At 29.7% G+C, this 24,718-nt stretch carries 27 protein-coding genes; 13 read left to right on the forward strand and 14 right to left on the reverse strand.

Annotated elements, in window-relative coordinates; all coding sequences use genetic code 11:
• Positions 1–11 precede the first annotated feature (11 nt).
• Genes Q0958_RS13460 through Q0958_RS13470 form a run of 3 tightly spaced genes read right to left on the reverse strand, consistent with a single transcriptional unit; the run spans position 12 to position 1,892 of the window.
• Positions 12–740 (reverse strand): OB-fold-containig protein, encoded by a 729-nt coding sequence (locus tag Q0958_RS13460; protein WP_299123918.1) that lies wholly within the window; start codon positions 738–740, stop codon positions 12–14.
• A gap of 21 nt (positions 741–761) precedes the next feature.
• Positions 762–1,484: a PspA/IM30 family protein gene (locus tag Q0958_RS13465; protein WP_299123920.1), complete on the reverse strand. Its 723-nt coding sequence runs from the start codon at positions 1,482–1,484 to the stop codon at positions 762–764.
• A gap of 12 nt (positions 1,485–1,496) precedes the next feature.
• Positions 1,497–1,892, reverse strand: a complete 396-nt coding sequence (locus Q0958_RS13470) for a molecular chaperone Tir (RefSeq protein ID WP_150900735.1) — start codon at positions 1,890–1,892, stop codon at positions 1,497–1,499.
• Positions 1,893–2,143: 251 nt separating this feature from the next.
• Here Q0958_RS13470 and Q0958_RS13475 point away from each other — a divergent pair, with 251 nt between their 5' ends.
• The 6 genes from Q0958_RS13475 to Q0958_RS13500 are packed head-to-tail and all read left to right on the forward strand — an operon-like array spanning position 2,144 to position 6,444.
• Entirely contained in the window at positions 2,144–2,899 is a 756-nt protein-coding gene (locus Q0958_RS13475; RefSeq protein ID WP_299123922.1) for a helix-turn-helix transcriptional regulator, read from the forward strand.
• On the forward strand, positions 2,900–3,445 hold the full coding sequence (locus Q0958_RS13480) for a hypothetical protein (protein ID WP_299123924.1): 546 nt from the start codon (positions 2,900–2,902) through the stop codon (positions 3,443–3,445).
• A gap of 44 nt (positions 3,446–3,489) precedes the next feature.
• Complete coding sequence (locus tag Q0958_RS13485; RefSeq protein ID WP_299123926.1) at positions 3,490–4,794, forward strand: NAD(P)/FAD-dependent oxidoreductase; 1,305 nt, start codon at positions 3,490–3,492, stop codon at positions 4,792–4,794.
• A complete protein-coding gene (locus Q0958_RS13490) occupies positions 4,787–5,098 on the forward strand; it encodes a hypothetical protein (RefSeq protein WP_299123928.1) in 312 nt (103 codons plus the stop codon). The genes Q0958_RS13485 and Q0958_RS13490 overlap by 8 nt, the downstream gene beginning before the upstream one ends.
• A 1-nt stretch (position 5,099) precedes the next feature.
• Positions 5,100–5,462, forward strand: coding sequence for a hypothetical protein (locus Q0958_RS13495; RefSeq protein WP_299123930.1), 363 nt, complete (start codon positions 5,100–5,102; stop codon positions 5,460–5,462).
• 58 nt (positions 5,463–5,520) lie between these two features.
• On the forward strand, positions 5,521–6,444 hold the full coding sequence (locus Q0958_RS13500; protein WP_299123932.1) for an AraC family transcriptional regulator: 924 nt from the start codon (positions 5,521–5,523) through the stop codon (positions 6,442–6,444).
• A gap of 4 nt (positions 6,445–6,448) precedes the next feature.
• Here the strand turns inward: Q0958_RS13500 and Q0958_RS13505 are convergent, their stop codons facing one another.
• Both Q0958_RS13505 and Q0958_RS13510 read right to left on the reverse strand, forming a co-directional pair.
• A complete protein-coding gene (locus Q0958_RS13505; RefSeq protein ID WP_299123934.1) occupies positions 6,449–7,306 on the reverse strand; it encodes a ketopantoate reductase C-terminal domain-containing protein in 858 nt (285 codons plus the stop codon).
• 22 nt (positions 7,307–7,328) lie between these two features.
• A complete protein-coding gene (locus Q0958_RS13510) occupies positions 7,329–7,841 on the reverse strand; it encodes an NAD(P)H-dependent oxidoreductase (protein ID WP_299123936.1) in 513 nt (170 codons plus the stop codon).
• Positions 7,842–7,987: 146 nt separating this feature from the next.
• Here Q0958_RS13510 and Q0958_RS13515 point away from each other — a divergent pair, with 146 nt between their 5' ends.
• The 6 genes from Q0958_RS13515 to Q0958_RS13540 all read left to right on the forward strand — a co-directional run bounded on the left by Q0958_RS13515 (position 7,988) and on the right by Q0958_RS13540 (position 14,318).
• Positions 7,988–8,842, forward strand: coding sequence for a PPK2 family polyphosphate kinase (locus Q0958_RS13515; RefSeq protein ID WP_235275704.1), 855 nt, complete (start codon positions 7,988–7,990; stop codon positions 8,840–8,842).
• 15 nt (positions 8,843–8,857) lie between these two features.
• Positions 8,858–9,685, forward strand: coding sequence for a 3'-5' exonuclease (locus tag Q0958_RS13520; protein WP_272150364.1), 828 nt, complete (start codon positions 8,858–8,860; stop codon positions 9,683–9,685).
• 70 nt (positions 9,686–9,755) lie between these two features.
• A complete protein-coding gene (locus Q0958_RS13525; protein WP_299123941.1) occupies positions 9,756–10,241 on the forward strand; it encodes an ABC transporter ATPase in 486 nt (161 codons plus the stop codon).
• A gap of 35 nt (positions 10,242–10,276) precedes the next feature.
• Positions 10,277–13,192 carry a glycoside hydrolase family 3 N-terminal domain-containing protein gene (locus tag Q0958_RS13530; RefSeq protein ID WP_299123942.1) on the forward strand — a complete coding sequence of 972 codons (2,916 nt, stop codon included), beginning with the start codon at positions 10,277–10,279 and terminating at the stop codon, positions 13,190–13,192.
• Between the two features lie 2 nt (positions 13,193–13,194).
• On the forward strand, positions 13,195–13,737 hold the full coding sequence (locus Q0958_RS13535; protein ID WP_299123944.1) for a cyclic nucleotide-binding domain-containing protein: 543 nt from the start codon (positions 13,195–13,197) through the stop codon (positions 13,735–13,737).
• 47 nt (positions 13,738–13,784) lie between these two features.
• Positions 13,785–14,318, forward strand: coding sequence for a GNAT family protein (locus Q0958_RS13540; RefSeq protein ID WP_299123946.1), 534 nt, complete (start codon positions 13,785–13,787; stop codon positions 14,316–14,318).
• An 8-nt stretch (positions 14,319–14,326) separates the two neighbouring features.
• Here the strand turns inward: Q0958_RS13540 and Q0958_RS13545 are convergent, their stop codons facing one another.
• Positions 14,327–15,205: a LysR family transcriptional regulator gene (locus Q0958_RS13545; RefSeq protein ID WP_299123948.1), complete on the reverse strand. Its 879-nt coding sequence runs from the start codon at positions 15,203–15,205 to the stop codon at positions 14,327–14,329.
• Positions 15,206–15,344: 139 nt separating this feature from the next.
• Between Q0958_RS13545 and Q0958_RS13550 the strand changes: the two genes are divergently transcribed.
• Positions 15,345–16,391, forward strand: a complete 1,047-nt coding sequence (locus tag Q0958_RS13550) for an alpha/beta hydrolase (protein WP_299123950.1) — start codon at positions 15,345–15,347, stop codon at positions 16,389–16,391.
• Between the two features lie 76 nt (positions 16,392–16,467).
• Here the strand turns inward: Q0958_RS13550 and Q0958_RS13555 are convergent, their stop codons facing one another.
• The 8 genes from Q0958_RS13555 to Q0958_RS13590 form a co-directional block, all read right to left on the reverse strand.
• Complete coding sequence (locus Q0958_RS13555) at positions 16,468–18,687, reverse strand: nitric-oxide reductase large subunit (RefSeq protein ID WP_299123952.1); 2,220 nt, start codon at positions 18,685–18,687, stop codon at positions 16,468–16,470.
• Positions 18,687–19,421, reverse strand: coding sequence for an iron-sulfur cluster repair di-iron protein (ric, locus tag Q0958_RS13560; RefSeq protein ID WP_299123954.1), 735 nt, complete (start codon positions 19,419–19,421; stop codon positions 18,687–18,689). Before ric ends, Q0958_RS13555 begins: the two co-directional genes overlap by 1 nt.
• On the reverse strand, positions 19,405–19,851 hold the full coding sequence (locus Q0958_RS13565) for a hypothetical protein (protein ID WP_299123956.1): 447 nt from the start codon (positions 19,849–19,851) through the stop codon (positions 19,405–19,407). Before Q0958_RS13565 ends, ric begins: the two co-directional genes overlap by 17 nt.
• A 127-nt stretch (positions 19,852–19,978) precedes the next feature.
• The gene (locus Q0958_RS13570) at positions 19,979–20,419 is read right to left on the reverse strand and encodes an Rrf2 family transcriptional regulator (protein WP_235275695.1); all 441 of its coding nucleotides are present in this window, start codon (positions 20,417–20,419) and stop codon (positions 19,979–19,981) included.
• 84 nt (positions 20,420–20,503) lie between these two features.
• A complete protein-coding gene (locus Q0958_RS13575; RefSeq protein ID WP_299123959.1) occupies positions 20,504–21,556 on the reverse strand; it encodes a lysophospholipid acyltransferase family protein in 1,053 nt (350 codons plus the stop codon).
• Between the two features lie 3 nt (positions 21,557–21,559).
• Positions 21,560–22,474, reverse strand: a complete 915-nt coding sequence (locus Q0958_RS13580; RefSeq protein ID WP_299123961.1) for a bile acid:sodium symporter family protein — start codon at positions 22,472–22,474, stop codon at positions 21,560–21,562.
• On the reverse strand, positions 22,458–23,099 hold the full coding sequence (locus Q0958_RS13585; protein ID WP_299123963.1) for a DUF4159 domain-containing protein: 642 nt from the start codon (positions 23,097–23,099) through the stop codon (positions 22,458–22,460). Before Q0958_RS13585 ends, Q0958_RS13580 begins: the two co-directional genes overlap by 17 nt.
• Before the next feature lie 517 nt (positions 23,100–23,616).
• Positions 23,617–24,678, reverse strand: coding sequence for a helix-turn-helix domain-containing protein (locus Q0958_RS13590; RefSeq protein ID WP_299123965.1), 1,062 nt, complete (start codon positions 24,676–24,678; stop codon positions 23,617–23,619).
• Positions 24,679–24,718 lie beyond the last annotated feature (40 nt).

Here is a 24,718-nt window from a genome sequence, read left to right on the forward strand (position 1 = left end):
ATTGTTATTAGTTAGTTATTATTTTCATAGTGTTGAACCAGGTATAAGTTGTCTCCTTTTACTTGGTTTATTATTATTATATTCTCATCCATGTTTATTGGTTTTCCATCAATAGATTTTACATAAACAATAATTGGACTTGATTCTATTTTTATTTTTGCTTTTCCAACGCGTTCGTTTTTTATGTTTGTTTCTAAAACTCCAACTCTTCCAATTAAATCAATAGAGTTAACTCCTTTTTTACTAAAATTTTTAAAGAAAGACTTAAAAGGAGTTGTACCTATTTTTGTTACTATTAAAGAAGGAATAATAGCTAAAAAGAAAATAATAAAACCGAAACTGTTATTATAACTGTTGGTTAAGTTAGTTATGAAAACGGTTAAAAACCACCAAGAAAAAATCCAAAAAGTGAATGTGAACATAAATGGCAATCCAACAAAGTTGAAATATACCAAAGCTACTTGCCACCATTTTAAATCCTTTTTTCTGTCTTTTATGATGTCCTGATGTTTTACTTCTGCATTTGAAACGTCTTCAATAGATATATTACCACTATCAAGACTGGTTTCAGTATCTATGTCAAAGTCGCTATCAATATCAACGTCAACTTCTACATCAAAGTCTAAATCGAAATCAATTCCTGAAAGCATTGTTAGCAACCAGTATAAAACTAAAATAATTAGTAATACGGTTAGTGAAATGTTTACAGGGGAAAAAAGTATATCAGTTAATTCAACCATGTATTGTTTAGTTTTATTCTATTAGCTGTTTTCAGAATCTTTATTATCCATTCCTAATTGTTTCTTTAATTTGTCTAAGTCGCTCATAGCACTAGCTTCTGTAGTATCTACAATAGCGTCTAGCTCTTCATCTATACTCTTAGATTCATTAGCGATATCTCCATAAGCTTCTGCTAAAGCTTCTTCTTGTTGTACTTTTTCTTTCATACGCTCTAACATAGAAACTGTACTAGAGCTGTCGATTTCGGCCATCTGCTTGTTTAAGTTTTTAGTAGCATTACTAACCTTAACTCTGGCTTTTAAAGTTTTTAACTCATTTTCCCACTTACTGATGTTTGATTTTATTTCAGAAACATTTTTCTCTAATTGAGCAACAGATTTGTTAAATCTTTCGGCTTCTTCTGTAGTTCTAGTAATATGGTTTGTAGCTTCTTCTTTTTTAATTAAAGCTTCTTTTGCTAAACGATCAGCTTCAGCCATGTCTAAATCACCGCTTTGAGCTTTTTTCAAAATAAGCATCGCTTTGTTTTGATAGTCTTCAGCTTTAGATGTGTATTGTTCTTTATCGTTATTGGCTCTAATAGCCATAGCTTTAACTTGAGCTAATGCTTCAAGACTTTTATCTAAGTCTTTTTTCATGTCTCTTATTCCTTGCTCTGTTAGTTTAATAGGGTCTTCCATTTTATCAATGGCAGAGTGAGCTTCGGCTTTTCCTATGTTAAATAATCTTCTAAAAATGTTCATAATAATATTTTTTTAATATTTTGAATATGTAATAATTTGTTCAGAATATTCGCTTAATAATAAACTCAAAGAGTTTAAACTAGCTTCTAATTCGTTTAAATCTAAATTTTCTAATTGTAAAGTGTCTCTAAAAATTACACGCTCATAGCTGTCGTCTAAAACAAAGGCACCATGAACAATGTCTCTGTTCTTTTTTAGTAAACTCTTAAAGATTTCTTCGTTTGGTTGATTAACTTTAAAGATGAATTGTTCAATAATAACTATTGGGTAAGCGACTCCTATAATTAAGTTTTTGATCCCAAAACTTTCTTTTTCAATAACAAAAATCCCCTCAGTTTCGTCTTCCTTAATAATGTTTACATTAAGTTCTTGTAAAAAGTTTTTTGTTTTTAAATAGTGATTGTTCATTAGCAATGAAATTAGTAGTTTATAATTTTGTTTTCTTCTCTTTTTAGCGCTTGTAATATTACAAAAAAGATTTGAAAACAAGTCCGGTCATACATATAGTAAATAGTATCATAATTGTTAAAATTTGGTTAGTTGTTCTTTTTTATTTTGATTTTTAACTAAAAAAAATAGCAAATATCAAAAGTATTAGCTAATATTGTTAGTGTAAAGATAGGTAAAATAATTTAATTTGCAAATAAAATTAGCAAAATATGTCGTTTTTTGGAAAAAACATAAAGAAAATAAGAGGGGTTAAAGGGTTGAGTCAGCAGGTTTTTGCTGAGATTTTTGATCTAAAACGTGCTACTTTAGGGGCTTACGAAGAAGGTAGGAGTGAACCTAAAATAGATACGATAATAAAGATTGCTAATCATTTTAGTATTAAGGTAGATGATTTGCTAACTTCTGAATTAACTGTAAATAAGTTGTTGCAGTTTAAGGATGATATTACGTTGCAGGCTGATGATATGGATAAAGAAGTGTTTGCTTCTGTTCCATGTATTACTGAAAAGATGGTGGGTGATTATATTAAGTATTACAATAAAAAAGCATTTGTGGGTGATTTACCTGTTTTGAACTTACCTATTAATACAGGGAAAGTATTTAGGGGGTATACTGTTAGGAATTTAGAAATGACAAACCATGATAAAGGTTTGTTTCCTAAAGATGTTGTTGTAGGGGAGTTTGTTCCTAAGGATGTGATAGAGAAGTTAAATAACGGTGTGTTGGCTTTGGTGTTGGTAAATGACGAGCTTATTTTAAGAAGATTATATGTAACAAATGATGAAATTGTTTTAAGGGCAGATCATAAAAATATTGAAGATAAAACCTATGCATTATCGGATGTAAAAGAGTTGTGGCGTATTCGTTATGCTTTTTTTAAAAGGTTGCCAGAGTTTAATGATGTATTAGAGGAAAAGTTATTGTTTTTGGAACAGGAGTTTACAAAACTTAAAAATAGGCTGTAGTTGAAAGAATATTATAAGTATAATTTTTTCAAACATACTTATTGTGAGTTTGAGAAAAAGGAAATCGATTTTTTTAAAGGGAAGTCTGCACATTATCAAAGTAAATCAGGAAGCTTATATTATTATACGGAAGATGGTGTGTATCGATATTCTAATCATTGGGGTAGAGTAGCTAATTGTAGGTGGAAAATAAAAGGAATTGAAAATTATAGAAACCAAAACTATTATGTTGGTTATGCTAATTGGAAGGATTTTTATCCATTAAATGATGTTGATAAGGTTTTTTATTTAGAAGTTGACTTTGAAAATAAGCAAGTGAAAATCCAAAGAGTAGGAAATAAGGTAGATGAAAATGTTTTTTTAATGACTTCAGAATTGGTTCATAAACGCTTAAAGCAAATTCAAACTTTATTTAAAGAATATAAGTGGGCGAAATACTATGATGAAGATATTGATGTATTGCGTAAAGAAATAATATTAAACTTGATGAGTTCAAATAAACCCTTGCAGTTACTAAAGCAAGATTTGAAAAGGGAATATCATTAAAATTCAGTAAATTTGTGTTTAGATTTTAACTTTAATAAATCTAAATGAATATACCACAAACCAGTTTTCCTCGAGTTGTAATTATAGGAGGGGGATTTGCAGGATTGGCTGCTGCTAAAGGATTAGAAGACCAAGAACTTCAGGTAGTTTTAATAGATAAACATAACTATCATACATTTCAACCATTACTATATCAAGTTGCTACTGGAGGGTTAGAGCCCGATAGTATTGCTTTTCCACTTCGGAAACGTTTTAACGATGTAGAGAATTTTTATTTTCGTTTGGCAGAAGTAACTAATGTCGATGCAAAACTGAATGTGATAGAGACTTCAATAGGAAGTTTAGAATACGATGAATTAATTATTGCTACAGGTTCAACTACAAACTTTTTTGGAAATACGAATATTGAAAAATATGCAATGGAAATGAAGTCAGTTCCCCAAGCATTAAATATTCGTAGTTTGGTGTTAGAAAATTTTGAAGAAGCTTTACTGGAAACAGATCTTGAAAAGAGAAGGGCCTTGATGAATTTTGTAATTGTAGGTGGTGGTCCAACTGGTGTTGAATTAGCAGGTGCTTTGGCGGAAATGAAGAAAGGAATTTTACCTAAAGATTACCCCGATTTAGATATTCGTCAAATGAAGATAAATCTTATTCAAGGTACGAATGAGTTGTTGAGTGGAATGAGTAGTAAGGCATCGCAAAAGTCAGAAGATTTTTTAATCAAGCTAGGAGTGGATGTCTGGAAAAATCTTAGAGTGATAGATTATGATGGTGAAACAGTAACTACTAATGGTAGCGATCATTTTAAAGCAGAAACGGTTATTTGGGCAGCTGGTGTAAAAGGAGATGCTATAGATGGTTTAGAACAAGATTGTTTGATAGAGAGAGCGAATCGTTTTAAGGTTGATGAATATAGTAAGGTGGTTGGTTATGAAAATGTATACGCTATAGGTGATGTTGCTTGCATGCAAACAAAAGATTATGAACGTGGGCATCCAATGATGGCACAACCAGCAATTCAACAAGGTGAGCTGTTAGGGAAAAATATCTTAGCTAAGTTAAAAGGAAAAAAGCTAAAACCTTTTAAATATAATGACAAAGGTTCTATGGCAACTATTGGAAGAAATAAAGCTGTAGTCGATTTGCCTAAGTGGAAGTTCCAAGGAGTTTTTGCTTGGTTTGTATGGATGTTTGTACACTTGTTCTCTTTAATAGGTTTTAGAAATAAGGTAATTGTTTTTATGAACTGGGTGTATAGTTATATTCGTTTTGATAGAGAAACTCGCTTGATAATTCGTCCATATAGAAAACAAAATAAATATTCATTTGTAAAAGAAGATGCCTAAAGTATCAAAAAACATCAAGTGTACTAAATGTGGAGTGTTTACTGAAAACTCTGATTTTTGTAAAAATTGTGGAGAATTAATTTCTTTTAAGAAAAAGCAAGAAATAAAACAAGAAGGAGAAAGGCAGAAGCGAATAGATAAAGCTAAATATGAATTAGAGAATCCTAACTTAGCTGAACGTTTAAAACAACATCCATTTTTTCTTTATAAGATAGTAGGTTGGATATTGTATTCAGTGTTTTTGGTGGTAAGTGCTATAGGTGCTATGTTGGCTTGGTTTATTGCAATGGTAGCAGCTGGGTAGAGTGAAAAAAGCACTTCATATATATTTTGTGGTTTCACTGTGTTTAGGAACAATTGTTTATTTGGCTTCTAAATATAAAGTTGAGTTACCAAGAGTTATTCGGTTTTACCTAAATGATTTTCTTATTATACCAATAGTATTGTCGTTTAGTTTATTTGTACTTAGATGGAGTAGAGGAGATAAGAATTATGAAATTCCTATTTGGGTAATTTTTTATATGTGTGCTATGTATTCAGTCTTATTTGAATTTGTGTTGCCCAAAAGCCATTCTAGATACACGGCAGATGTGATTGATGTAATTCTTTATTTTTTGGGAGGTTTGGTTTTTTATGGACTTCAAAAGAAATCAATTTATGAAGATTAGAATAAGAACTTTTTGTTTGTATGGTGAGAGTATGTATCGTATAAGAATTATAAAATAGATGAAAGGAATTGTGAATTTTTCAAATAAAACAATAACTAGAATAGGAAAGGCAATAGATTATGTAGAGTCTAATTTAGATAAGAAACTAGTGTTAGAAAGAGTAGCAAAAGAAGCGCATTTTTCTTCTTTTCATTTTCATAGATTATTTAAAATTGTAACCAACGAGACATTAAATGATTTTATTGTTAGAAAAAGAATAGAAAAAGCGGCATTTTTTTTATTAAAACAAAAAGAAAAATCAATAACAGAAGTTTCTGAAAGAGTGGGTTTTACAAGTTTGTCTTCGTTTTCGAGAGCGTTTAAGAACTTTTACGGAATGAGTCCTGCGGAATTTAAAAAAGAAAGTGCTAATAAATATAGCAAGATATGTAAAACAGAAAGCAAGAATGGACAAATAGAAACCAGGTTTGAGCAATACATTTGTAACATAAATGAAAATTTGAATTGGTTAAAAATGAATGCAAAAACAGAAGTAAAAGTAGTTCCAGAAATGCAATTGGCTTACTTGAGTCATAAAGGAGGAATGGATTTGATAGGGAGTGTGTATAATCGTTTAATTCAATGGGCGGCTCCTAAAGGTTTAATGGGGCAACCAAATTTAAGGATGGTAACGATTTATCATGATAGTCCTAAAATAACATCGCCAGACCAAGTGAGACAAAGTGCTTGTATGGTTTTAGATCGTAAGGTAACTTCAGGAGGAGAGGTGAATTTGAAAACTTTACCAGCAACCAAATGTGTGGTTTCTAGAGTAGAGGTTGTAGGAGAGCAATTTCAAAAAGCATGGGAAAGTAGTTTTGTATGGATGAGTGAACATGGGTATAGAAAAGGAGATCAAGATCCGTTCGAGATTTATTATAATAATGCAGAAGAGCATCCTCAAAAAAAATGGATTGTAGATTTATGTATACCAGTTGAGTAAGCTTTTATGTGTTAATGTTCTTTAATAAAAAAGTTATCAAGTTGTTGATAGGTGTATAAATTCCTAGTTTTTTACCCAACGATGATATAATTCCGTTCTTGGCATTAATTTCAATAGGGTTGCCGTTTAGTTTGTCGGTTAGCATAGAGCTGCCTTTTTTGGATGGAAGTGTACGTGCTTTTTCTGTTAAATGAAGAGTAAAATCAGGAGGGATTTGAGCGCCATCTGCATTAGCGACTTGAATCCCTTCTTCAATGATTTTTGTATATAAATTTAAGATACTGGTATCTTTAAAAATGATAGCGGTTCTGTTGCTAAGGCATAGTATACTGCCGATAGCTGAGCTTTCAATTAGCTTCATCCAACTATCCGTTTTAAAGTCTTTGCTAAATTGAAAATTTAGATTTTTAGTATGAAATAAAGAAAGGAAGTTTAAAGAAGTATTTTTTTTATCTAAAGTAATAATGCCTTTTTTTAGTTGAATAAAAAGTCTGTTTTCTATTTGTGTGGGACAGTCAATAATGCATTCAATAATGTTTTTACTATCTGTATATTGTAGAATACTGTCTTTAAGATTGATGCCATTTCGTATAACGGCAACTTTAGTATTTTTATTAATTAGCTTTTTTAATAAAATGGAAGCGTTTTTATAATGATATTCTTTTAAGCAAATAATTAACCAGTCGAGAGGAATGTTACTAGGAGTGTTTAAAGAGATGGATTTTTGAGTGGTGTAGTTTTGAAATTGGAGTTTTAGAGTTGTTTTTGGACTTCTGTTATAGTAGTAAATAACATTGTCAGTTTTTAATGACAATGAAATTACTGTACCTATAGCACCAATACCTAAAACTCCAATATTCATTTCATAAAAGTAAAGGAACTAATTATGAAAATAATTGACGAAAATCATTAATTTTAGTTTTAGCATCAGTGTCAATTTCTTTACCGTCTTCAGTAAACCATGCGTGAGTATCTCCAATATAGTTCATGCCTAGATAATTTGCACTTTCAATAAAAGGCATAGTGAATCCATCTTTTAAATCATTGGCTCCAGAATTACTAATCATAGCCATGCTTTTGCCGCGTAACTGTCTTCCAAGTTCTTTTTTATAATGAAGAAGGTCAGATAATCTGTCAAAAAAATGTTTTAAAGTACCGCTCATAGAGTACCAATAAACAGGGGTAGCAAAAATGATTGTATCATATTTATCAATAATGTTTTCCATTAAAGGAATAAAGTCATCATTTGCATTACTAAAATCATATTCGAATGCTCCAATGTTTTTGGTTTTTAAGTCTATAATGTCAAAATTACTATTTTTATTTAAGTAGTTGATAACCGTATTTGTGTTACCATTGCTTTTTGAACTTCCTTGTATAATTACAGTTTTATTCATTTTTGTTTGTTTTATGTGTGATAAAGCTCACAAATTTTATTAAAAACCAATTAAGAATCTTATTGTTAAAAATGATAATAACCAAGAAAAAATCAATGATTAAAGGGGATATTTTTTGTACTTTTATCGTATAAAAAGCATTATCTATGAATACAGACATGTTTAAGTTTTCAGAAGAGGTTGTGTTAAGCGATTTTGAAACGAAAACAGTAGAGGGGGAAGCGAAAAAAAAACTTAAAAAATTAAGAAAAGAAATAAGTAAATTACAAGATACTATGTATGCTGAAGGTAAGTATAGTATGTTAATTTGCTTACAAGGAATGGATACCGCTGGGAAAGATAGTTTGATTCGTGAAGTGTTTAAAGATGTAAATGCCCGTGGAGTTGTAGTGCATAGTTTTAAAGTGCCAACAGAGTTAGAGTTGAAGCATGACTTTTTATGGAGGCACTATATCGCTCTTCCTGCAAAAGGAAAAATAGGAGTTTTTAATAGGACTCATTATGAAAATGTGTTGGTAACAAGAGTACATCCTGAATATGTTTTTGGAGAAAATATCCCAACAGTTAAAAGTTTAGATGATTTAAATGACGATTTTTATCATTCAAGAATGGATCGAATTAATCAGTTTGAAAAACATATTTCAGAAAACGGAACAATTATCTTGAAGTTCTTCTTAAATGTGTCAAAAGAAGAACAGAAAAATAGGTTATTACGTCGCTTAAATATTCCTGAGAAGAATTGGAAGTTTTCTTCAGGAGATTTGAAAGAACGTAAGTTATGGGATAAATATCAAGCATGTTATGAAGATTTATTAAAAAGAACATCAACATATTATGCACCATGGTATGTTGTACCTGCTGATGATAAACCAACAGCAAGGTATATAGTTGCAAAAACAATTAGTGAAGAGTTAAAAAAGTATGGATTTAAAGAACCTACATTAGCTCAAGAAGATTTAGATAAGATAGACGAGTTTAAAGCTCAATTAAATAATGAATAATTCTCTTAAAATAAGATGAAGTTAAACTTAGCAAAACCAATCGTATTTTTCGATTTAGAAACAACTGGAGTTAATATTGCGAAAGATAGAGTTGTTGAAATATCAATATTAAAAGTGTTTCCAAACGGAAATAAAGAAAGTAAAACATGGTTGGTGAATCCTGAAATAGAAATACCGAAAGAATCATCAGATATTCACGGAATAACAAATGAAAAAGTAGTTACAGAACCTACATTTAAAGAGTTAGCACCAAAAATCAATGAGATGATTGCTGGATGTGATTTGGCAGGATTTAATTCAAATAGATTTGATATCCCTCTTTTAGCAGAAGAGTTAATGCGTGCTGGAATTGATTTTGACATGAAAAATCGTAAAGCAATAGATGTACAAGTAATTTTTCATAAAAAAGAGCAAAGAACATTAAGTGCAGGATATCAGTTTTACTGTGGAAAAGAATTGGTAGGAGCACACGGAGCAGAAGCAGATACAAATGCTACTTATGAAATTTTATTAGCTCAATTAGATAAATATGATGATATAGAAAATACAGTAGAGGCTCTAAGTGAATATTCAGCACATGGAAAAAGAGCAGATTTTGCAGGTTTTGTTTTAATGAATGATAAAGATCAAGAAATTTTTTCTTTCGGTAAATATAAAGGACGAACAGTAGAAGAGGTTTTTAAAGAAAACCCTGGATATAATGCATGGATTCAAAATGCAGATTTTCCATTATATACTAAAAAAGTTTTGAGAGAGGTGAAAGAACGTATGTCTCCATCTAAAAAAAAGATGACAGATGAAGAGAAGCTACAAGCACTGCAACAAAAATTTAATTTAAGGTAATCTTTAACACTCGTTTAAGATATAAAATCTTGATAGTTTTTTAATTTAGGAATTATAAAAGAAAGGAAAAATGTACACGGAATATAATAATTTACCAAACGATTCACGAGTTTGGATTTATCAAGCAGATAGAGAGTTTACAATTGAGGAAGTAGAACATATTTGTGCAAAAGCAATACTTTTTATTGAGAATTGGACACGTCATGGAGATGATTTAAAAGGATCGTTTACTATAAAATACAATCAATTTTTAGTATTAGCTGTAGATGAAGGTTTTAATAATGTATCAGGATGTTCTATAGATTCTTCAGTTCGTTTTGTACAAGAGTTGGAAAAAGAAATCAATGTAGATTTAATGAATAAAATGAATGTAACTTTTAAAGTTGGTGAAAACATTAATATAGTAAAGTTGCCAGAGTTTCAACAATTTGCTAAGGAACAAAAAATAACTTCAGATACCATAGTTTTTAATAATATGGTAAATACCAAAGAGGATTTTGAGACAAACTGGGAAGTAACAGCTGATAAAAGTTGGCATAAGAGGTTTTTGGTATAAGAATTGATTTCATGTAGTAAGAGATTTTAAATATGATGAAGAAAGTACTAGTTTTTTTAGCGTTTGTTTTTGTTCAAGTAGTAGAAGCGCAACAAGTAGATCCGTTATTAGCAAAAGATAAGGAATCACAAACAATTTGGGTAGATAGTATCATGAAATCAATGTCCATTGATGAAAAAATAGGGCAGTTGTTTATGGTACAGGCTTATTCTAATAAAGACAAAAAGCATGAAAAGGTTATTACAAATATGATTAACAAGTATCATGTAGGTAATTTAATATTTATGCAAGGAACACCTGAAAAACAAGTAGCTCTAACTAATAAATATCAAGAAATATCAAAAGTCCCTTTAATGATAGGTTTTGATGGAGAATGGGGATTGGATATGCGACTTAAAAAAACATATCGTTTTCCTTGGAATATGGCTTTAGGGGCTATAAAAAATCAAGAGCTTTTAGAAGAAACAGGTAAGAGAATAGGAGAGCACTGTAAGCGAGTGGGGATTCATATGAATTTTGCACCTGTGGTTGATATCAATACAAATCCTAATAATCCAATAATAGGAAACAGGTCGTTTGGAGAGCGTAAAGAAAATGTAACAGAAAAAGCAATTGCATTTACCAAAGGAATGCAAAGTGTTGGGGTTTTAGCAAACGCCAAACACTTTCCCGGCCATGGAGATACGGCAACAGATTCTCATCATACTTTACCAACAATCAATTTTAATGAACAAAGAATAGACTCAATAGAGTTATATCCTTATCGTAAAATATTTAAAGAAGGAGTTGCTAGTGTAATGACTGCACATTTAAGTATTCCTGCTTTTGAGCCAAATCCTAAGTTACCAACTTCCTTATCAAAAAATGTAGTAACAAATTTATTACAAGATAAACTAGGTTTTCAAGGTTTGGTAATTACAGATGGGTTGAATATGAAAGGAGCGGCTAACTATTCAACTTCGGCTGAAATAGACTTAGCAGCAATTTTAGCAGGGAATGATATTTTATTAATACCACAAGATGTTCCTGGATCAGTAAAGTTATTGAAAGAAGCTTTAGAAAAAGGTGATTTAACAGAAGAAAGATTAGATTTTTCAGTAAGAAAAATTTTAAAAGCGAAATATCTAGTAGGTTTGAATAGGTTTGAGCCAATTTCTACAGATAATTTGAACAAAGATTTAAATTCGATATCAGATGAGGTGTTACATAGAAAATTGATAAAGAGTTCAATTACAGTAGCAAAGAATGAAGCAGAGATTTTACCAATAAAGAATTTAAAAGACAAAAAAATAGCCTATGTTTCTTTAGGAGATGCAAAAGGAAAGCATTTTTCTAATATGCTTAAAAACTACACTAAGGTAGATGTGGTTTCAGACAAGCACTTGAGTGTTTTAATGAAGAAACTAAAAAAATATAATTTGGTAATTGTAGGTTTTCATAAATCAAATAAGCATCCATGGAAAAGCTATAAATTTTCTAATAAAGAACTAGTTTGGTTGCAAGAGATAGCGAGAACTAAAAAGGTGATTTTAGATGTGTTTACAAGTCCTTATAGCTTATTAAAGCTAAAATCTTTTACAAACATAGAAGGAGTTGTAGTTTCGTATCAAAATAGCAAGTTGGCGCAAGAACTTTCAGCACAGGCATTATTCGGAGCATTTGATTTGAATGGTAAATTACCAGTATCAATTAATGAAGAATTTAAAGAAGGAGAAGGAGTTTCTGTAAAAGGATTAAATGTTTTTGAATACACAATTCCAGAAGAAGCAGGAGTATCTTCAGAAAAACTTTCTATCATAAACAAAAGAATTGATACTATTTTACAAAAGAGAATGGCTCCAGGAGGTCAGGTTTTAATAGCAAGAAACGGTAAGGTGTTTTATAATAAAAGTTTTGGATATCATACGGGGTTAAAGAGAAGGAAAGTAAAGAAAACTGATATTTATGATCTTGCATCATTAACTAAAATTTTAGCTTCATTGCCAATGATTATGAAGGCAGAGGAGGATAAAAAAATTAGTTTGTACTCAAGTTTAGGAGATGTGTTGCCAAGATATCACGAGTCAAATAAGGATACTTTATTATTGAAAGAAATTCTTTCTCATTATGGAAGATTACAATCGTGGATTCCTTTTTATATGAATACTAAAGATGAAGAAACTGGAAAAAATTCATCTAAATATTATAGAAAGAAAAGATCAAAAAAATACAATATCAAGGTTGCTAAAAATTTATATTTAAGTAAAGCATATAGAGATACAATTTATAAGCATATTGTTGAGGTAGATCAAAGAGAAAGAGTTGGCTACAAGTACAGCGATTTAGGCTATTATATTTTTAAAGAAATTATAGAGAAAAAATACAAAACACCTCTAAATAAATTGGTTGATGAAGAGTTTTATCAATCATTAGGAGCAAATAGAACAACATATTTGCCGCTTAATAAGTTTAGTAAGTCAGAAATAGTACCTACAGAAAAAGATACTTATTATAGAAATCAATTAGTACATGGTTATGTCCATGATATGGGAGCTGCAATGTTAGGAGGAGTTGGAGGACATGCAGGTTTGTTTGCAAATGCAAATGATGTAGCGAAAATTATGCAAATGTTCTTGCAAAACGGTGAGTATGGAGGTAAGAAATACTTAGAACCAGAAACTTTAGAGAAGTTTAATAAAAGATATTATGCAGATAAAAAAGTACGTAGAGGATTAGGTTTTGATAAGCCTCAAATAAGACCTGAAGAAAAGCCAACTTGTGGATGTGTTTCTGAAAAAAGTTTTGGTCATAGTGGTTTTACAGGAACTTATACTTGGGCAGATCCTGAATCGGGAATAGTTTATGTGTTTTTATCTAACAGAGTGTATCCAACAATGAAAAACTCTGGCTTGGTTAGAAGTAATATGAGAACTAAAATACAAGCAGATATTCAGAATGCAATAATCCATTAAAAATGGAAGCATATAAAACGTTACGAGCTTATATAAAGAAAGAAGGAATTGCTACTCAGAGAAAAGTTTTAAATCGAGAAGAGTTCTTAAAAAGAGCTCATAGCATTGATACCAATATTTATTTTATAGAAAAGGGAAGTGTTCGAGTTTTCTTTGTTGAAGATTTTGAAGAACATACTTTTTATTTTGGATATAAAGAATCTATCATAACAGCGTTAGATTCTTTTTTTTCGGGTAAAAATTCTCAATTAGAAATAGAGGCTTTAAAGAAAACAGAAGTAAGTTATTTGTCTAAGGAAGAGTTTCTGAAGTTTATATTTTCTCGCCAAGAGTATCAAGAATTGTGGTATAGGGTTTTGGAGGAGATTATAGTGCATCAAGCAGAGCGAGAAAAAGATTTGTTAATTTCATCTCCTGTAAAAAGATATCAAAGAGTTCTAAAAAGAAGACCAGAGCTGTTTCAAGAGATTCCTAATAAATACATAGCATCTTATTTAAGAATGAGCCCAGAAACATTGTCAAGGGTGAAGAAAACGTTGATTTAAATCAATGTATATGTTTGTAAGTTGCCGTTATTTTACAAAAAAAATAAATGAGTATGATAATGGACGATTTTAAAGTACAATTATTAACAGAAAAAGAAAGCGCTCTCTTTTTTGAATTAATTAATAAGAATAAAAATAGGTTAGAAGACTTTTTTGCTGGAACAGTAAAGTATACACAAACATTGCAAGATACAGAAGAGTATTGTAAAAAAATAGATGTACGAATAGAAGAGAAAACTTATTATCCGTATTTAATAATAGATAAGAAACTAGGTAAAGCGATTGGTTTTATAGATTTTAAAAATATAGATTGGGATGTTCCTAAAGCCGAACTAGGAGCTTTTATAGATGTGTCCTATGAAGGAAAGGGGATTATAACTCAGAGTTTTAATTATATACTAGAGAATACAGTAAAAAAGCATCAGTTTAAAAAGTTGTTTTGTAGAATTTCAAAAGAAAATACAAGAAGTATAAATTTAGCCTTACGATGCGGGTTTGAACAAGAAGGAGTACTTAGATGTGATTATAGAACAACCAAGGGAGAATTGGTTGATTTAAACTATTATGGAAGATTGTTTTAAACACAATCTTAGGTTTTGAAATAGTGGCCAAACTCACTAAACTTTGTTGTTTTTAATGGATTTTTAGAAAAATGTTCAATGATTTTAGCAATCGCTGGATTTTTTAAGCTTTTTCTTGGATAAGCTAAACCAACCTCTCTAAAATAACGAGGTCCTTTGTATTTTTTTACCTCAAAACCATACCATCCATCAACAAACGATTCAGGTAAAAAAGTAACGCCTAATCCAGCCATTAGCATGGTTAATGTTTCGGTTTTGGTTGAGCAATTAGCAACAGTAACCATTTTGTTTGTTTCGTGATTTAAAATTGATAAGCATTGCTTGTGAGCTTCACAGGGAGGGCAGTGAATAAATGTTTCTTTTTCTAAATCCTTTAAGCTAATAAGTTCTTTGTTTATTAAAGGATTGTCGTTAGGGATACAGAGAACATAGTCTTCTTTCCAAAGAGGTAAAAACAAGTCTTCTTCTTGCTTCCATTCTCTGACTAATAAATTAAGTTCATTTTTTCTATCAATTTCATTTACTATCCATTCTACGGAATCACAAATATTAGATGAAGTCCTAAAAAACTGTTGTTTGTGTTCTTGAGGTAAACTCTCTGCGATACCAATTTGTACTTTGTTTTCAAATTTTCTAACCTTAAAACTGTGACTCAAATTATCTATTTCACTAACCAAACGTTTAGCTATAGGATATAAATAATGAGCCTCGGTTTTTAATTCAACCCCTTTTTTATGACGTTCAAATAAAGTTTTTCCAAGTTCTTCTTCAAGTTGTTTAATTCCATTAGAAATGTTGGGTTGAGAAACAAAACATTGAGAAGCAGCTCGAGTTAGATTCTTTTGTTCGTAAACAGCGATGAAAAATTTAAGTAGTCTAGTATCCATAATAAATAATTATGATAAATATAAAAAAATAGTATTTTGATGACCTTCTCTTTAGTTATAGATTTGCTTCAGATTATAGTCATATTTTATTTCAACTTGCAAGTTAATTATTTACTAATTATTATAAAAAATAATTATGATGAATAGAGTTTTTAAGAAAAGAATAATAACCGTATTAATTTTAAGTATGATGTTTAATGTAAAAGCGCAAACAAAAAAAGAGGATGGCACATATAGAGTAAATTATGTAGAAGGGATAAATAAAGTTAGTTTTTTAAGTGAAGGAACTAGAATAGCAGCAAACTTATTTATACCTAAAGATTTTGATATTAATGGAAAATTTTCTGCCATAGTTTGTATAACGCCAGCAAGTGGAATAAAAGAACAAACAGCAGGGATTTATGCTGAGAAATTAGCAAAAGAAGGCTTTGTAACTTTGGCTTTTGACCATAGAACTTATGGTGAGAGTGGAGGATACCCAAGAGCTATGGAAAATGCACCTATGAAAGTAGAGGATATCAAAAATGCTATTTCATTTGTAAGAACAATACCAGGAGTGGATAAAGAAAAAGTAGGAGAGTTGGGAATTTGTTCAGGAGCAGGATATAGTATTCAAACAGCAATTTTTGATCAGCGAGTAAAATCAGTGGCAACGGTAAGTGGTTTTGTTGATTTTATTGATTACGGATTAGGAGGAGCTACGCAGTACAGCGATGTTTTAAAAGGAGATAAAATAGCTCAGTTTCAGCAACAAATAAAAATGGGGAACGAAGCAAGGCAGAAGTTTTTTGAAACAGGAGAAGTTGTTTTGGTTGATGGAATTCCTGTGAAAAATTCTGGAATGGGAGAGTTTTGGGATAGAGCAGCTGATTATTATAGAAATCCAAAACGAGGTGGGCAATTTGCTGCTTACTCACCTTTAAGAGCAGCAATGTCTTTAGATACTCGTTATTTTTTCAATCCAAGTGAACAAATGGAGTTAATGGCTGATAGACCATTTTTAGCAATAGTAGGAGAAAAAGCTTTGTCAGCTTATTTTAGTGAAGTTGCAGTAAATAGAGCTAAAGGGCAAAAAGAGTTGTTTACAATAAAAGAAGCAACACATTTTGATTTGTATGATCAAGAGGAGTATGTTAATCAAGCTGTGGTAAAGTTAAAGAGCTATTTTACTGAAACTTTAAAGTAATATTTAAATAGTAAATTAGTTTTTAAAAAGGAGCTGTTGTTATAAACAGCTCCTTTTTGCAACAAAAGAATTAAAATTATGAGCGGTTTTTAATTAAATTGACAGTTTCCTTTATTACAAACCAGCAGAAATAACCAATACCAACAGAGAACACAACATCACCAATAACACGCATCCATTTAATAGTTTGCACTGTTGGAGTGTATAAAAGTTCAGCATCTCTGGCGTAAGAATATCCTTTTGTTATAGAGGTATATGCTTGGATGATACCTAAAGGAAGTAAACTCAACACCACCATAAGAACTAATCCGATATTAAGTAACCAAAATGCATTTTTAATAAGTTTTTCGTTCCATAAACGTTTTGAGTATAAACGTAAACAAGTAATAATAAAGCCCATTCCAAGCATACCATATACTCCAAATAAAGCAGTATGAGCATGTACAGAAGTTGTATTTAGTCCTTGAATATAATACAGAGCAATTGGTGGATTAATTAAAAATCCAAAAACACCAGCTCCTACCATATTCCAAAAAGCAACAGCTATAAAGAAGAAAATAGGCCATTTGTATCGTTGAATCCATTCATTTTCTTTTAGTAGATTCCAATTTTCTCTAATTTCAAAGCCCATTAAAGTAAGAGGAACTACTTCTAACGCACTAAAAGTAGCACCTAAAGCAATAGCTTGTACTGGAGTCCCTGAATAGTATAAATGATGTAGTGTACCAATAATACCTCCAGCTAAAAAGATAGTTGCAGAAGCTATAGAAGTTTTTCCAGCTGTTTTTACTGATATTATTTTCATTCTTGAAAATAGGTAAGCAATCGTAACAGTAGCAAAGACTTCAAAGAAACCTTCAACCCATAAATGTACTAACCACCATCTCCAGTAATTGATAACAGGTAAGCTACTATTTTCTCCATACATTAAACCAGAAAAGAAAAACATTCCTATAGCAATAACTGCTACAAGTAAAATGGTTAGTAAATGTTTATCATCATTCTTTTTCTTAATTCCATAAACAATATGTCTTCCTACCATGAACATCCATAAAATTAAACCAACAGCAAGGAATAACTGCCAGAATCTACCCATATCCATATATTCATATCCTTGATGTCCAAAGAAAAAGTTGGTAGATAATTCTAAAAATTGATGCACTCCAAGCCATTCACCAAGCATAGAACCTAAAACAATAATTAAAGCAGCAATAAATAAAAAGTTAATACCAAAAACTTGATACTTCATTTCTTTACCACTAATCATGGGAGCTAAAAATAAACCAGTAGCTAACCAAGTAATGGCAATCCAAAAAACAGCCAGTTGTGTGTGCCAAGTTCTAGAAATAGAGTAAGGCAAAAATTTTGATAGTTCGAATCCAAAAAAAGACTGTCCTTCTACAGTATAATGAACGGTAATTATCCCTAAAACTACTTGTAAAGCTATTAGAAGTGAAACAACAAAAAAGTATTTTAAAACTGCTTTTTGCGATTGAAATAAAGGCATATTAACAAGTGGATCTTTACTAGGGCTTGTTACAGCTTCACCTTTTTCGTGATTTCTTACATAATAATAAGCAAGAATCCCGATAAATAATAAAAGAAGAATGATAGAAAAACCAGACCAAATTTGAGAGTCAGCGGTTATGGTATTGTCAATCAAAGGCTCATGTGGCCAGTTCGATGTGTAGGTGTAGTCTTTATTTGGTCTATTAGTACTTGCCGCCCAAGAAGTCCAAAATAAAAAAGCATTAAGTTGTTCAAGTTTTTGAACGTTTGTTAATGCTCCTTTTTGTATTGCATATTGTTCATGACCTTCAGAAAAAATAGAGATGTAGTAGGTAATATTATTTTTAATAGCAAGTAATCGATCTTCTGAAATACTAATACTTTCAGTTTCTTTATTATAAGTATTTGTTTTTATTTCTTTAACTAATCTAGCTTTTAAAGCACCTTGTTTTTCTACATCTAATTTTTCGAAATCATTATTGTAATCTTTTTTAGCCCAATAGTTTAATAAAAACTCAGCTTCTCTGTGAATCCAATCAGCAGACCAATCGGGAGCAACGTAACTTCCATGCCCCCAAATTGAGCCTACTTCCATTCCTCCAATAGATTCCCAGACATTTTGGCCTATTTGTATATCTGCTTTAGTATAGATTATTGAATTTGTATTTTTTACAACTACTTTTTTGGGAATAGGAGGTTGTTTTTGGTAAATCTCAGTACCTACCCATATAAGAGCAGCAAATGAAGATGCTACTACTAGTATAAAAATTGTCCAAATTTTTTTCATTAGTTCTTATTGTTTAATTTATTTTCAAGAGTTATGGCTCTTTTAAAAAGAATATTGTTTTCTAAGTGAATATGTTTATGTAAGTCTTCTTCAAAGTCTTTTAGTAAGGAAAAAGCGATTTTATATGTATTGCATGCGTCGTTAGGAATTTTGTAGTTATTTGTTAATTCTGAAATTTTTCTAAATCGCTCACCTTCATTATCATGGTCGCTGTGCATAGCCTCAATAGGGTTTGATATGGAGCTAAAGGGAGGAGTGCTTAGATGTTCATTGTTCTTGTGTGAATTTGCTATTTTTTTTATGTAAGGAAAAAGAATTAATTCTTCCTTTTTCATGTGAATAGTTAAGTCATCTAGTGCTTCTTTAAAAAGTAAGGCTACTTCATAAAGTTCAGGATGATTTTTACCATGAACAGAACTAATCTTATTAAGATAAGCTAATATTTCAGGACCTTTCCTTTCTATGTAAGTATGGTGATTTTGATATATATAATCACTCAAGAAGTCTAGTTCCCAGTTTTGAAAATTTTCATGATTAGCATTTATACTTTTCTCATTGTTATTTTTAATTTTTGAAATTAATATTGATAAATCAATCTGTTTTTTTTCAGATACTTCTTGTAAACTTCTGTTACCGTTGCAGCAAAAATCAATACCATAAAGCTTGAAAGTTTCTGCTGTTTTATAGTTTTCAGATACTATATCTGAAACTAGCGTATTAGGATTTATATTCATTGTTATATGTTATTTGTATACCTATTAAAATGAGTGTTATTATTTTTAGTAGTTCTAATAAAACATAGACTAAGTGGTCGTAATTTTTATCTACTGAAATGCCTTGTATAATTTGTATAGCTCTTGAATCTAAAACTGGTAAGAGATAAATACTTTGTATTAGTAAGATAAAATAGGGAGGTAGTAGTTTTCTTAGCAAGTTGAAGTTCTTGCTAATTAATATTGAAACAAGAATTATAAAAGCTAAACTTATTTCTACTGTGTTTAAGGCTTTAAAAACTAAACGTCCAATAGATAGACCAATTTCAGTGGTTACTCCTTCAGCTTTAAATTTTAACCATGCTTCCATAAAACTTATCGAAGCTATAAAGCCAATCCAAATAAAGACGCAAGCAATTTGTATGGTTGTTATTTTTTTTAAGTTAGTCATTTTATAGCGGATATTTTTATCCTTTTTTGTTTTAAAGAATTAAACTTTCCTATTTTTAATTATGTAATTCTATAAAGGATATTTTTATCCTTTATGTTTTTAAAAAAAAGGAACAGCCTTTTTTAGTTTATCTTTTTAATTGTAGAATTTTATTTTCACCAGTTTCTGATTTGATTAAATCATATATAGTTGTTGTTTCTAGCATTGTTTTTAAATCTCGTCTAATATCAATAAATTTATGATGAATAGGGCATGGGTTTTTTGCATTGCATTCTCTTAAGCCTAAGCCACATCCAGTATATATTTCATTGCCATCTATAACTTTTACAATTTCGCTAAGTTTAATAGCTTGAGCTTTACTTTCAGAGATTAAAAAACCACCATAAGGGCCCTTAATAGAGTTTACAATGTTGTTTTTTGTTAGTTTTTGCAAAATCTTAGCTGTGAAAGCTTCTGGCGAATTTGTAGCCTTAGCAATCTCTTTAACGCCAGTTTTATTACCGTTAAAGCTTTGTTTGGCAATATATAATATTGCTCTCATGGCATATTCGCAAGATTTTGAAAACATATAAAATATTTTTACAAAGGTAGTGTAATTTTTATAACGGATACAAATATCTTTTATAAAATATTTTGAAATACAAAAGTAGCTTTAATTAGTAGTTTCAGTTTTGCATACATGGGTTTTAGTATATAGTAAAACCAATAATAAAGAAAGAACAAAATAAGATAGTGCTATTTTCCAGTTGAAAAATAAATAAACAATCCAACCTTGTAATGCATAAAAAGTAGGAAACAAAATTGTATTAATACTAAAACGAAAAGTGTCGATAAATTCAATTTCAGTAACTTTTTTGCCTATCTTTTTCCATAAATAATACGGAATAATACTATTTAAAATCACTAAATAATATAAAGGGTTAAAAGTGTTTTTAGAAGATTGTTTTAGAGGAGGTAAATTCCCACTTTTTATTATTTTGTTAACCTCTTTTACTTCGGTAAAATCAACTTGAGCATTGTTTAGTTTTTCTAGAGTATATTCATAGTTTTCATCATCTTTAATATGAACTACTAAGTTTTCTAATTGTGAACTCACTTTTTCTTTTAAAACTTTAGCAGAGGCATTTAGATTGTCTTCTTTGTAAAAGTCGTTAGATACAATAGGTTCACCAAAATTTACAGCTACTTTTGATGGGTATTGAGAAGAATTCTGATAAGTAATACCTACAGGGATAATATAAATTTTTGTGTCAGGGTAATTATTTAGAGTACCAAATATTATTCTGGTAAAGCCTTTGCTAAGTGGTCTGACAGTTCTTTTTCTATTATGACTTCCTTCAGGAAAAATAAGTAAAGCTTTATTGTTCTTTAAAAGCTGTTGACATTGATCAAAGATTGCTTCATTTTTAGAAAGCTGTTTTATACCATCTCTAATGCGATAAATAGGCATCATACCTAATAAATTAAAAAAGTTAGAAACAGATTTACTTGTAAAAACACCAGCTTGTACTAAAAAATGTGTTTTTCTCTTAATATGAGTTGCTATAATTAAAGGGTCAATTAAACCGTTTGGGTGATTAGAAGCTAGTAAAATAGCACCATCTTTAGGAATATTTTTATTTCCAGTTACTTTTATTTTATTAGAATAAAAAAACAAACCAGTTTTGATTAGTACTTTAAAAAAATAGTAAACTAAGTATCTCATTAATTATAGTTTTTTTCTACCCCAATAAGTTGCTAAAGTCATTCCCGAAAAAATATCCCATACACCCCAAAAAGCAGCTAATAGTGCCATACCACCAAGGCCATCAAAGAAACTAAATACTAGAAGAAGTCCCAATCCACTATTTTGAATACCAGTTTCCATAGAAATTGTTTTCGTGTCTTTATGATTAAGTTTGAATGATTTTGCAGTTACATAACCAATAATAAAAGCAAATACATTATGAAAAATTACTAAAAATAATACTAAGTGAATATAGTTTTTAAATATATCAGCATTATCATAAAGAGCAATTACAATTAGAAGTAGAAAGAAAACTACTGAAAAAGGACGAAGTATTTTATTGATTTTTGTTGCCATTTCTGAATGAAAATGATTGACTAACATTCCTAAAATTATTGGGATTCCTAATATTAATAATACAAGTTTAAATAATTCAAAAGGATTTAAAGAAACACTTTTTAAAATAGCATTAGTAGGTTCGTATAAGCTTCCCCATATTTGTAAGTTTAAAGGGGTCATAATTAAGCATAGTAAAGTAGCAAAGGCAGTTAAACTAACTGATAAAGCAGTGTTTCCTTTCGCCATTTTACTAAAAAAATTTGAAACATTTCCTCCAGGACAAGCAGCAACAAGCATCATACCAAGTGCAAAACTAGGATATGGTTTGATTAGGTAAATAGCTATAAAAGTTAAAAAGGGTAGTAAAATAAACTGAGATAATACCCCAACTAAAACAATTTTAGGATTCTTTAATAATCTTTTAAAATCCGCAATTTTAATATCTAAAGCAATACCAAACATGATAATAGCTAATGCGATGTTTAACATCCATAAAGCATCAGTATCAAAATTTATTTTAATACTGTCTATTTGAAAATCATTAGTTTTTAAAGGCATATTCTATAATGTTTGACCCCATTTTTAAAGCTTTTTCGCGTACTTCTTTAGGATTATTATGAACAGATGCATCTTCCCATCCATCACTTAAGTCACTTTCATAATCATAAAATACAATTAAACGCCCTTTGTAAAAAAGACCAAAGCCTTGAGGTGGTTTTTTGTCGTGTTCATGGATTTTAGGTAGTCCATTGGGAAAAGAAAATGTTTGATGATAAATAGGATGGTTATTAGGTATTTCTTGAAGTTTTAAAGAAGGAAATACTTTTTTAAGTTCCCTTCTAATGTATTTATTTAATCCATAATTATCTGAAATATGTAAAAAACCTCCTGAGATTAAATAGTTTTTAAGATTTTCAGCATCTTCATTGGAGAAAAAAACATTACCATGTCCAGTTAAAAATATAATTGGATAATTATTTACTGTTTCATCATCTAAACTTACCGTTTGTATGTTTTTATCAATTAGGGTTTTGGTGTGAAGGTTAGAATATTCAATAAGATTAGGTAATGCAGTTGGATTTGCATACCAGTCGCCACCTCCTTGATATTTTAAAACAGCTATTTGTTGAGAAAAAACGATGAAGGAGTTTATCAAAAATAGAATAACTATAACCTTTTTCATTGTGTATATTATATAATGAAGAGCAATATAATAAAACAACAATAAAAAACACCAATATGACTATTGGTGTTTTCTTTTTCCCCTTACAGAAGTTATTTTATAAATTAAAAATCCCCTTATTATTTTCAATAATTACATAACTTCTAGTACCAAATATAAAACGGGATTAAAATAGACGAGTTCTAAATCGTCCAATCTGGACGATTTAGAACCCTTTTTTTATAAAAAGTAAAATTTTTATTTTGGTGAGATAATATACTTAGGAATGACAAAAAAATAAAAGCACCAATAGTCATATTGATGCTTTTAGGACAAACCTTTTCTTTTTCATTATTGAGTTTATTACTCAATAAATATTTTAAAGAATATTTAAATTCAAAATAGAAAACCCCTTCACAATTTTCACTTTAGATTTCAAATTTCTCGTTTACAAATATAAGGGCTATTTGAAATTTAAGGGTTCGAAAACATCCAATTTGGATGTTTTCGAACCTCTTTTTTATAAAAAGTAACAAATTTAATTAACCGCTACTGTAATGTTTTTGAATTCAACAGGTGTATATCCAGTATGTTTTTTAAAAACAGTGTAAAAAGTAGATTTTGAGTTAAAACCAGATTCTAATCCAATAGATGTAATTGTATAATTAGAATAATCCAAGTCTAATAAAAGGCTTTTTGCTTGATCTACTCTCATTTCATTTAGATAATCAGTAAATGATTTTCCAGCAATATTATTAATGATTAGAGAAAGTGTGCTAGAACCTAATTCTGTATCTAATGATAAATTTTGTAAAGTATATTTAGGGAGTAAATACTTTTTACTCTTTTTTATAAAATCATCTATTTTTAAAAATTGTTCTTTATGTTTTTCAGAAGAAGTATCTTCTGTTGTATTTAAGTTAATCGTATTAACACTAATATCGCCATTCAATTCAATAGATAATGATTCTCTAATATGTTTACGTTCTTTTAGTATTCTAATTTGTCTTAGTCCTTGATATCCTAACCAATATATAAGGATAGTTGTATAAATTCTTAAAGGATAATACGAGAATAAAAAACCAGAAAAGTTCATTTTAACTTTTATAATCAAAGCTAAAATCCATAAAGAGTATCCAACGGTAGTTAATTTAAAGAAAGTGTGTATCCATTTTAAATTGTCAAAGGATAATATTTTTGGAAAAAGCTTTTCCTTTTTATATAAAATATAAAACGAATAAATGAAAATACTTAGTGATACAACTAAGCTGAAAATTTCTTCAAATGAAGTATATCGTTCATATAAATAATCTAAATCATTATGAGAAAATGTACTGTTACTGTAGTTAAAGACAAAGCTTACCTGAGCTATTACTATTATTAAAAATATAGGAATGATAATTTTTAATAATTTGTATGATTTATCAGCTAAATTCAAATAGTTTACTAAAAACATGTAAAGAAAAGGCATAGCTAAGAAGTGCCAGGGTATTTGAATATAGTCTAAAGCAAACCTATGTTGAAATAAATTCTTTTCTAAAGCCCAAGACTGGAAGTTATTTAAAGAAATAGCTAGTATTAATAAATTTAAATATAGCATACTTTTTTCTCTTCCATTTTTAGAGCAAAAAAGAATTATA

The organism is uncultured Tenacibaculum sp. (genome assembly GCF_947499065.1).
In the GTDB taxonomy this organism is placed as follows: Bacteria; Bacteroidota; Bacteroidia; order Flavobacteriales; family Flavobacteriaceae; genus Polaribacter.

Excerpts from the sequence above, each read along its gene's own strand:
- Q0958_RS13545 (WP_299123948.1), bottom strand. The coding sequence starts at position 15,205 with ATGGATACTAGACTACTTAAATTTTTCATCGCTGTTTACGAACAAAAG.
- Q0958_RS13460 (WP_299123918.1), bottom strand. The coding sequence starts at position 740 with ATGGTTGAATTAACTGATATACTTTTTTCCCCTGTAAACATTTCACTA.
- Q0958_RS13580 (WP_299123961.1), bottom strand. The coding sequence starts at position 22,474 with ATGCCTTTAAAAACTAATGATTTTCAAATAGACAGTATTAAAATAAAT.
- Q0958_RS13510 (WP_299123936.1), bottom strand. The coding sequence starts at position 7,841 with ATGAATAAAACTGTAATTATACAAGGAAGTTCAAAAAGCAATGGTAAC.
- Q0958_RS13525 (WP_299123941.1), top strand. The coding sequence starts at position 9,756 with ATGTACACGGAATATAATAATTTACCAAACGATTCACGAGTTTGGATT.
- Q0958_RS13540 (WP_299123946.1), top strand. The coding sequence starts at position 13,785 with ATGAGTATGATAATGGACGATTTTAAAGTACAATTATTAACAGAAAAA.
- Q0958_RS13505 (WP_299123934.1), bottom strand. The coding sequence starts at position 7,306 with ATGAATATTGGAGTTTTAGGTATTGGTGCTATAGGTACAGTAATTTCA.
- Q0958_RS13465 (WP_299123920.1), bottom strand. The coding sequence starts at position 1,484 with ATGAACATTTTTAGAAGATTATTTAACATAGGAAAAGCCGAAGCTCAC.
- Q0958_RS13515 (WP_235275704.1), top strand. The coding sequence starts at position 7,988 with ATGAATACAGACATGTTTAAGTTTTCAGAAGAGGTTGTGTTAAGCGAT.
- Q0958_RS13575 (WP_299123959.1), bottom strand. The coding sequence starts at position 21,556 with ATGAGATACTTAGTTTACTATTTTTTTAAAGTACTAATCAAAACTGGT.
- Q0958_RS13590 (WP_299123965.1), bottom strand. The coding sequence starts at position 24,678 with ATGCTATATTTAAATTTATTAATACTAGCTATTTCTTTAAATAACTTC.
- Q0958_RS13550 (WP_299123950.1), top strand. The coding sequence starts at position 15,345 with ATGAATAGAGTTTTTAAGAAAAGAATAATAACCGTATTAATTTTAAGT.
- Q0958_RS13585 (WP_299123963.1), bottom strand. The coding sequence starts at position 23,099 with ATGAAAAAGGTTATAGTTATTCTATTTTTGATAAACTCCTTCATCGTT.
- Q0958_RS13490 (WP_299123928.1), top strand. The coding sequence starts at position 4,787 with ATGCCTAAAGTATCAAAAAACATCAAGTGTACTAAATGTGGAGTGTTT.
- ric (WP_299123954.1), bottom strand. The coding sequence starts at position 19,421 with ATGAATATAAATCCTAATACGCTAGTTTCAGATATAGTATCTGAAAAC.
- Q0958_RS13520 (WP_272150364.1), top strand. The coding sequence starts at position 8,858 with ATGAAGTTAAACTTAGCAAAACCAATCGTATTTTTCGATTTAGAAACA.
- Q0958_RS13555 (WP_299123952.1), bottom strand. The coding sequence starts at position 18,687 with ATGAAAAAAATTTGGACAATTTTTATACTAGTAGTAGCATCTTCATTT.
- Q0958_RS13470 (WP_150900735.1), bottom strand. The coding sequence starts at position 1,892 with ATGAACAATCACTATTTAAAAACAAAAAACTTTTTACAAGAACTTAAT.
- Q0958_RS13535 (WP_299123944.1), top strand. The coding sequence starts at position 13,195 with ATGGAAGCATATAAAACGTTACGAGCTTATATAAAGAAAGAAGGAATT.
- Q0958_RS13500 (WP_299123932.1), top strand. The coding sequence starts at position 5,521 with ATGAAAGGAATTGTGAATTTTTCAAATAAAACAATAACTAGAATAGGA.
- Q0958_RS13475 (WP_299123922.1), top strand. The coding sequence starts at position 2,144 with ATGTCGTTTTTTGGAAAAAACATAAAGAAAATAAGAGGGGTTAAAGGG.
- Q0958_RS13570 (WP_235275695.1), bottom strand. The coding sequence starts at position 20,419 with ATGTTTTCAAAATCTTGCGAATATGCCATGAGAGCAATATTATATATT.
- Q0958_RS13485 (WP_299123926.1), top strand. The coding sequence starts at position 3,490 with ATGAATATACCACAAACCAGTTTTCCTCGAGTTGTAATTATAGGAGGG.
- Q0958_RS13530 (WP_299123942.1), top strand. The coding sequence starts at position 10,277 with ATGAAGAAAGTACTAGTTTTTTTAGCGTTTGTTTTTGTTCAAGTAGTA.
- Q0958_RS13565 (WP_299123956.1), bottom strand. The coding sequence starts at position 19,851 with ATGACTAACTTAAAAAAAATAACAACCATACAAATTGCTTGCGTCTTT.